This window comes from Parashewanella curva (genome assembly GCF_003675895.1).
Classification (GTDB): domain Bacteria; phylum Pseudomonadota; class Gammaproteobacteria; order Enterobacterales; family Shewanellaceae; genus Parashewanella; species Parashewanella curva.
Genome location: NZ_ML014881.1, coordinates 1 through 6,093, shown reverse-complemented (window position 1 = coordinate 6,093; position 6,093 = coordinate 1). Strand labels below are relative to the sequence as shown.

General features: G+C 38.9%; 6 protein-coding genes. 4 read left to right on the top strand and 2 right to left on the bottom strand.

All coding sequences use genetic code 11. The features are described 5' to 3' along the window. Positions 1-308 precede the first annotated feature (308 nt). A complete protein-coding gene (locus D5018_RS20425) occupies positions 309-1,247 on the bottom strand; it encodes a hypothetical protein (protein WP_133309360.1) in 939 nt (312 codons plus the stop codon). A gap of 184 nt (positions 1,248-1,431) precedes the next feature. Continuing rightward, positions 1,432-1,599 carry a hypothetical protein gene (locus D5018_RS21835; RefSeq protein ID WP_165905135.1) on the bottom strand — a complete coding sequence of 56 codons (168 nt, stop codon included), beginning with the start codon at positions 1,597-1,599 and terminating at the stop codon, positions 1,432-1,434. 134 nt (positions 1,600-1,733) lie between these two features. On the opposite strand from D5018_RS21835, the gene D5018_RS20420 reads away from it, so the two are divergent. The 4 genes from D5018_RS20420 (at position 1,734) to D5018_RS20405 (ending at position 5,761) form a co-directional block, all read left to right on the top strand. After that, positions 1,734-2,495 carry an IS5 family transposase gene (locus D5018_RS20420; protein ID WP_121840822.1) on the top strand — a complete coding sequence of 254 codons (762 nt, stop codon included), beginning with the start codon at positions 1,734-1,736 and terminating at the stop codon, positions 2,493-2,495. Positions 2,496-2,769: 274 nt separating this feature from the next. Continuing rightward, the gene (locus D5018_RS20415; RefSeq protein WP_121840821.1) at positions 2,770-4,041 is read left to right on the top strand and encodes an O-acetylhomoserine aminocarboxypropyltransferase/cysteine synthase family protein; all 1,272 of its coding nucleotides are present in this window, start codon (positions 2,770-2,772) and stop codon (positions 4,039-4,041) included. Between the two features lie 109 nt (positions 4,042-4,150). Then, positions 4,151-4,633, top strand: coding sequence for an SRPBCC family protein (locus D5018_RS20410; protein ID WP_121840820.1), 483 nt, complete (start codon positions 4,151-4,153; stop codon positions 4,631-4,633). 120 nt (positions 4,634-4,753) lie between these two features. Continuing rightward, entirely contained in the window at positions 4,754-5,761 is a 1,008-nt protein-coding gene (locus D5018_RS20405; protein WP_121840819.1) for a hypothetical protein, read from the top strand. Positions 5,762-6,093: the final 332 nt, after the last annotated feature.

Sequence of the window (6,093 nt, the reverse complement as noted above, 5' to 3'; positions counted from 1 at the left end):
GACTAAATATTTGGTCAGCATGACATACTGGGAAGATCGGTCAAATGATCATTGAGGATCAAGTAAAATGGTGACTCAACCGTTGCTATTTTAAGCAGATTGAGTCAGATGGGCTGAATAGTTACTAATTATCAACAAAAGTTCTACGCCATTGATGCTGCTTTTAAGGAATAAAGTTCGTTACTGGCTCCTTGATAAGACTACCACCCCGGGATTAGAGGGATCTATAGTTACATCTATTTCCAATTCTTCCTTAAGTAGTTGACGAAACTTGGTACGGAGCCTCTGACCAGAATGATACCCTGTTATTATGCTTTGTATATCGTTCTTTTTTCATTGCGATGATAATTAAAAAGAGCTTTGGCAAATTCAAATGGGACGGCTAACTCAGTACCTTTAGAGTCATATATATTAAAAATATCTTTGGCGTGCAAATTAAGAGAGGTTCCGTGTAAACCGAGATGTTGTAACAAAACGCCTTCTTTTGTCCACTTTTTGATCAGCCCTCCAAAGCGGTTTATATCTACAATTGCTAACAAAGAATAGGTAACAAAATTGACTTTAATCCCCAGTGCTGGCATTTGCTTGCCTACAAGAGTTACTGCTTTATCGAATCGCCCTGTTTTGGCGCACACTATCAGATAAGCATTACAAATCGTGATATCTGGGGTGAGCCCCCATTGTTGCATCAGACTGGGTTTGCCATTATGTTCAAACAGTAATGCCTCAGCGTCGTTATATTCAGTGCATTCAGCGCAAACGCTTAAAAAGTTTGTGCAGGTGATAAGGTTAGGTTTGATGGGGGGGGTGGCCTGTGGCCACCGCCGCTGCATATTGCTCGCCGTATTACTGAGCAGGTATTCACGAGCTTTGTCTAATCGCCCTGTTTTGGCACATACCGTCAGAGAAGCATTACAAATCGTGATATCTGGGGTGAGCCCCCATTGTTGCATCAGACTGGGGTTGCCATTTTGTTCAAACAGTAATGCCTCAGCGTCGTTATATTCAGTGCATTCAGCGCAAACGCTTAAAAAGTTTATGCAGGTGATGAGGTCAGGTTCTATTCCGAGTTTCGGTATAAAAGCTAATACTTTTGTTGCATTAGCAAAAATGGTCACTCTTGAATGAGTAGGGCTAATCGTCAGACTGCGGATTAAGCTTACATTAAGTGGTGACGGGTCAATAGAATCGCCCTGTTTGAGCTTTACATTTTTTAAGTTATCGAGCAGGCGCCATACATCAGTCATTTCCCGACAATTTTTGACTATACTGGCGGTAACTCTTACAACATCTAAAATATTTTTTCTCCCTCGATTATATAAGTGAATAACTGATAAGTTATCAAGGTATGGGGTTGAATATGGGCGTTTATGTGACGGTATAAAGGGAGTGCTCTGCTCCGTATTTTGATAGTTAAAAAAATGTTTCAGTCTATTTTGTTCTGCTAGCGTCAAACGATAAGGTATCATACAGCTCTTTATTTGTGTCGAAAGATGAGCGCTCAAAGTTAAGGTATCTCAGTGCTTCTTTAGGTTGTCTTAACAAGATATGCTTACAAAAACTATAGTCATTGGTTCCTACAGAGGTTGCATATGCCATTTTAGTTACCCGCTAAGTAAATTGTATTATCTGGATGAAACTGATTAGAGCGTGTTGATCTTTGCGGTATGAAAAATAATCAGCATTTGGTTCAGTTATAATGGTTTCGCCAAAAATCAACATAACATCCCCAAATGCCGAGACTAATGCTAACAGATAACTCATGGAACTTACTACAACTAGTCATGTATATGACAGGTCGGATTTACAATAGACCCGACCACCGCATGACCCTTGAGGGTATTCTATTTCGTTTAAGAGCAGGATTTCCTTGGAGAGATTTGCCTGCCGAGTTTGGTGATTGGAGTAAGGTATTTCGACGTTTTAACTTTTGGTCTAAAAAAGGTGTCCTCAATGAAATATTCAAACGATTATCGACATTAGCCGACACACAATGGCTTTTTATTGATGGAAGCATTGTAAAAGCCCATCAAGATGGGGCTAATATTTCAAATGCTAAAGAGCAGGCCATGGGCAAAAGTAGAGGTGGTAACTCTACAAAAATTCATTTAGCTGTCGACAGTGGTGGTTTACCTTTTCACTTTGAGTTATCAGGTGGACAAGTTCACGATGTAAGTGTTGGTGTATCGCTCATCACCTCATCGCCAGAGTCTAAGGTCGTCGTTGCAGATAAAGGCTATGATAGTCAGCCTTTAAGGGAGCTTATAAAAAGATTGAAAGCTCAACACGTTATCCCAAGAAAAGGGAATAGCAAGTATGGAAATGATGATATCGACTGGTGCCTTTATCGATATCGGCATTTGGTTGAAAATGCATTCCTGAGAATAAAGAAGTATCGAGCAGTAGCTACCCGATACGATAAATTGGCTAGGAATTATCACAGCATGGTGGCTTTAGCCTTTACTATGATGTGGTTACCAATGTGGGTTGATTGAGTTGTGAACAGCAAAGATCAACACGCTCTAGTGGTGAAACTTATATGCTTGGAAATGAAAACAGGCTAATTACTAGAAAAGTACAGCCCTTTAAATGAGAAGCCTGCCTAAACCTCTTCTGAATGCAGTTATATGATATAAAAATATCATATAACTTTTTCTCTTTTTATTTTTAGAACTTAATGCAATTCCATAAGCTTTCTGTAAAGTGTCATTTGTATGATTATTCATCTGGTTAACTATTACATTTAAGTTCATAAGAAAGGGAAATATAATGAAGCTTGAGTCTATTGCGTTACACGAAGGTTACGAGTCGGAACAAACCACCAAAGCCGCAGCGGTTCCTATCTACCAAACCACCTCTTTTACTTTCGATGATACGCAGCATGGTGCGGATCTGTTTAACCTAGCCGTACCTGGAAATATCTATTCGCGTATCATGAATCCAACCAATGATGTTTTAGAGAAACGTGTTGCAGCAATGGAAGGTGGTTTGGCTGCCTTATCGGTTTCCTCAGGAATGGCCGCAATTACTTATGCAATACAAGCAATTACTGAGGTTGGAGACAATATTGTTAGCACCAGTCAATTGTATGGTGGTACTTATAACTTATTTGCACACACCTTTCCAAGCCAAGGGGTAGAAGTAAAGTTAGTATCTCATGATGATTTCGACGGTTTTGATGCGGCAATTGATGAAAATACTAAAGCTATTTTTTGTGAATCTATAGGCAACCCTGCTGGTAATATTGTTGATATTGCGCGCCTAGCCGAAATAGCTCATAAGCATGGCGTACCTCTTATTGTGGACAACACTGTTGCAACCCCATATTTATGTCGACCATTTGAACATGGCGCTGATATTGTGGTGCATTCATTGACTAAGTATATCGGCGGTCATGGAACTTCAATCGGCGGTATTATTGTTGATTCTGGGAAGTTTGATTGGGTTGCAAATAAAGAACGATTCAAACAATTGAATGAGCCTGATCCCTCGTATCATGGTGTTGTGTATACCGAAGCGTTAGGGGAGGCTGCTTATATAGGTCGTTGTCGTGTTGTACCTTTAAGAAACACCGGAGCATCGCTTTCGCCACAAAACGCGTTCCAAATTCTTCAGGGACTAGAAACATTAGGGTTAAGAATGGACAGGCACTGTGAAAATGCTGAAAAGCTGGCAGAATATTTATCACAACATTCTAAAGTGGAGTGGGTAAATTATGCCGGACTTGCTGATAGTCCGTACCACGCTAATTGTAACAAAATCTCTGGTGGCAAGGCGTCAGGAATAATCAGTTTTGGTATTAAAGGCGGTGCTGAAGCCGGTGCCAAATTTATCGACGCTTTGCAGATGATTTTACGTTTGGTCAACATTGGTGATGCCAAGTCTTTAGCTTGTCACCCTGCATCAACGACCCACAGACAGTTAAATTCCGAAGAACTGGAAAAAGCGGGTGTTAGCGAAGATTTAGTTCGTATTTCCGTGGGAATTGAGCATATTGAAGATATCATTGCCGATGTTTCACAAGCGTTAGAGCAAGCTTAATTAGCCTCTCCTATATTAAAGCCGGAGATTTTTTAATGTAGTATCTCTGGTTTTCTGATTCATTTGTGTCCTATTCTGTTTAATACCAATATTATCATTGAGGTAGTTCATGAGAATACTATTTATTAGTTTAGGTATTATTTTATTGAGCATTCTTATCATTTGGCTTTGGGGGAGCACCTTGTCTTCAACTCACAAAGTGGAAGTGCAGCAAACCATCCGTGCTCCGATAAACAGAGTTTGGGAGGTGATGACAGATTGGCAAAATCAGCCGATTTGGCGAAAAGAATTAAAATCGGTAGAAGTCATTTCCCCCTCTGAATTTATTGAATCAGCAAAGCATGGATCTAAAATCAAATTTACTGTTGTAAAATCTGTATCTCCGCAAAATTTCGAGCTTGAAATGTCAGGCTTTGTTCAGGGGGAATATATTGCCACACTTTCAGACATTGATGGCATTACTAAAGTGTCAGCAACAGAGATTGTGACTCAGACATCATCTTTTAAGCGGGTTTTGTCTTATATGTTTTTTGATCTAAATGCATTTGCCAATGAGTATTTGTTGCAGTTAAAAAAGTATGTGGAGCAGTGAGCAATCATATCGGTTGGAGGAATATTAATTTCCTGCTATGTGATAGATCATTTTCTTATTAGAGGTTCTAGAGTTTAAGTGTGAGTATAGGACTACCCTTAATTTCATGAGGTTATCCTTATGCGTTCATCTCACGGGCTATTTTTCTTGATGACGTTTGTTTTCAGTCTTTCCGCTGTTGCTAAACCATTGCAGTTTAAACAATCTAATGCTCTGTCATCTAAAAGTAGTAATTTTACTGAGACTCAGTTGAAAGTGAGTGGCGATCCAACCTCTTGTGATGTAAGAAGCAATGTTGAGCTTAAAGAGCAAAATGACGTTACTGCATTTCCTTCCACCTTACCTAAGGGCTGTCAAAATGTTGCAATCGATGGGGATTTGTATATTGGTGGAGACCTAGAAAGCAAAAGTAATATCAGTGATTTAACTGCACTAGGTGTCATTCAATCTGTTAAAGGAAGGTTGATAGTTTCTTATACTTCAAGCCTAATAGATTTTAAGGGGTTTAAAGATCTACAAAATGTGGGGGCAGATTTTGTTGTGGCTCAAAATTCGGGGTTAACGAGTTTAGATGGATTAGATGAGTTGCAACAAGTTGGTGGTACGCTGTCTATTGCAAATAATGCCAATTTAACATCCTTGATAGGTATGCCAAAGCTTGCGACTGTGAAAAATTTAAGTATACAGAGAGATAAAGCGTTGACTAGTTTAACGTGGTTACCATCATTCCAGTCAATTTCTGGATATGTAGAAGTGAGTTCTAATACCACATTAAGCAGTTTGAATGGATTGTATGTTAAAAGCCAACAAATAGGCTCATTAGCGATAGTGGATAACTCCAAGCTGACAAATATCGACGCTTTAAGTCGTTTAAAGAATGTAGAAAAAAGCATTAATATTAGCGATAACGAAGCATTAAGTTCGCTTTCGAGTCTTTCGAATATTACGCCTTTACAGCCTAATAAAGACATTCCAAGCAAGTCGCTAACACTTGAATACGACAAATCAGCCAAGCCATTACTTACTGATTGTAAAGGTGTTTGTAATTATCTGACTTGGGTGAAATCTTTAAATACTGATAATTTGCCTCAGCAATGCCAAAATACAATTAATCATTGCTGGCAATAAATCATAAAAAAAGTAAAAGAGTGCCTTATTAGCAATTATTGGTTATAAAATAGCTCACTTCCTTCATAGAAGTTGAAGTGTATAAGTGTGATTATGAGCGATATGACTCTATTCTAACGGTTATTCCACATGGCTGTTAAGGTAATGTTGCGTTATTGGAAGACACATACTGTTCATAAGGATACCTTAGACTGGCACGCACCCGATAACCATAGGTATCTACACAATGTGATCACTTTCTAAGCAATTAAACTTTTTCATGGAACTGTTTGAAAAAGTGGCGATCAGATCTGCAAATTCCCTTCAACTGACGATAAAAATGGATTTGTTTG